Source organism: Vibrio sp. D173a (assembly GCF_030248475.1).
In genome coordinates this window covers 1-2,125 of sequence record NZ_JAHGAH010000481.1, presented here as the reverse complement: position 1 = coordinate 2,125, position 2,125 = coordinate 1, and the positions used below count along the sequence as shown (strand labels likewise).

The window sequence follows — 2,125 nt, the reverse complement described above, 5'->3', positions numbered from 1 at the left end:
ACAGGCTTTAAGCACACCGGTTGAGCGCTAAGCTGGCTACGGACACTCATCAGAATCTTACCAAGATGATTCTCGCCCGTACCGTCTCCCCCATCGCCCCAAAAGCTGTCTTTGTGCGAATGCTCTTTGATGACAGAGTCGCCGGTATTGATCAGAAATAGAGCAAAACAGGGGTTCTGTTTGAATTTCTCGGTCACGATAAAGCGCATCACATCGACGCGAATGTCATACCAATCATCGCGCACCTGAGCATCAAAATCTCGGCTCAGTGAGAAGGCTTCTGCAGGCGAACTCGCGCTGTAAATCCTCTGCCTTAGTTCATCGCAGGTAAATTTCTTCGCTTGATAATAGTGCTCGCTGGTGGCCCATACCTCATCGCCGACACGAATCGGACAAGCCGCGAAATTTGAAAGGTAACCGTTTGGATCTTCAGGTTCGTAAAATAGAACCTCTTTGCAGTTCGCCATCGTCTACTCCTCACCAACAACTGCGTCTCAGCGCTTATGTTTTTCTTTTAAAATTAGTGCTGCGTTGTCATGGTGTCAAATAGCGTGCGGTGCTGAAGAGTAACTCTGTGAATGGGGTTCACTAAAAGGAAGGGATTGAATGCCGTTGTTGATGTTCTAAACAAATTTAGGGCGGCACAGAGCCGCCCTAAAAGAATGAATCAAAGATCAGTGGATCAAACCCAGTTCTCTCGCTTCTTCAAGGCTCAGACCACTTTCTCTAATTTCTCTAAGAGCCTCGATACGACGGCGAGCTTCAGCCGATTTCATCTGTTTCTCTGGTTTTAGGTTTACTTCTTCATCGCCGTCCCACTTGTTTGCGATGTTCGTCATTTCATCATGGTTGATTGAATTAATGGACATGTTTTCCTCCGAAAAGCACCATGTAATGGACAGGTAATCTGTAGCAAATGCCCTTTCGGTTGTTAAGAATTTCTGTACTGAAATGTGATGATTCCGACGCTTCACAAAGCTAATTAATAAATGCCTCATTTATACTTTGCCAAGGCGAATTTATGCCATTACATTTAAAAGATTCCCCATAAGAAATGTGGTTTGATCTAACTCCCACTTTCACCGCCTCACACCCCACTTTCTGAACTGAAATTTCCTGCAAACCAGTTGTTAAAAACAACCCTTTCTTTTCATAAATGGCGGGACAAAAAGAAAAAGCCGATACATGACGCATCGGCTTTCTGAGAACCAGTACCTAATCCCTACAATGTAAGCACTGGTTTGTTTTAGTCTCTTGCGAGAGTTGTTGCTTAGTGGTCGTGAGCTGCACCAGCACCTTTAGGGTAACGGATGTTCTCTACCATCTCTTGTACATCTTGTGGTACTTCAGCTGTAACCTTGTTCACTGCGATAGATACTACAAAGTTCAGACACATACCTAGCGTACCGATGCCCTCTGGGCTGATACCGAACCACCAGTTGTCTGGCGTGCTTGCTGCTGGGTTGATGAACTTGAAGTAGATGATGTATGACGCTGTGAATAGGATACCCGCCAACATACCTGCAATCGCACCTTCCTTGTTCATCTTCTTGTAGAAGATACCTAGGATAATCGCTGGGAAGAAGGATGCTGCGGCTAAGCCGAATGCAAACGCTACTACCTGTGCTACGAAGCCTGGTGGGTTAATACTCAAGTAACCTGCACCAATAATCGCGACCATTGCTGCCAGACGAGCGGCTAATAGCTCCTGCTTGTCGGTCATGTTTGGTCTAAAGCCTTTCTTCAACAAGTCATGCGAGATGGATGTTGAGATTACCAGTAGTAGACCTGCGGCTGTTGATAGTGCGGCTGCAAGACCACCGGCTGCCAGTAGTGCTACAACCCAGTTTGGTAGTTTCGCTAGCTCTGGAGAAGCCAGTACGATGATGTCACGGTTGATCTTCATCTCGTTGCGCTCATCGCCCGAGTAGAACATCTTGCCATCGCCGTTCTTATCTTCCCAGCCTACTAGACCAGTGCTTTCCCAGTTTTTGTACCAGCTTGGTGCTTCTGCTGCTGGAACACCTTGCATGTCAGGACCGTTGATTGTCTCAATCATGTTTACACGAGCAAACGCCGCTACACCTGGTGCTGTTGTGTAAAGTAGTGAGATGAACAGTAGTGC

At 46.5% G+C, this 2,125-nt stretch carries 3 protein-coding genes; all 3 read right to left on the bottom strand.

Going from position 1 to position 2,125, the window contains the following annotated elements:
- Positions 1-467 (bottom strand): NADAR family protein (locus KIV40_RS26920; protein WP_285352236.1); only part of this gene is annotated, 467 nt, incomplete at its 3' end.
- Between the two features lie 207 nt (positions 468-674).
- The gene (locus KIV40_RS26915) at positions 675-869 is read right to left on the bottom strand and encodes a PA3496 family putative envelope integrity protein (protein ID WP_285352234.1); all 195 of its coding nucleotides are present in this window, start codon (positions 867-869) and stop codon (positions 675-677) included.
- A 401-nt stretch (positions 870-1,270) separates the two neighbouring features.
- Positions 1,271-2,125 (bottom strand): VC_2705 family sodium/solute symporter (locus tag KIV40_RS26910; RefSeq protein ID WP_285352232.1); only part of this gene is annotated, 855 nt, incomplete at its 5' end.

Bases quoted from the DNA above. Each gene is read 5' to 3' on its own strand.
- KIV40_RS26915 (WP_285352234.1), bottom strand. From the start codon at position 869: ATGTCCATTAATTCAATCAACCATGATGAAATGACGAACATCGCAAAC.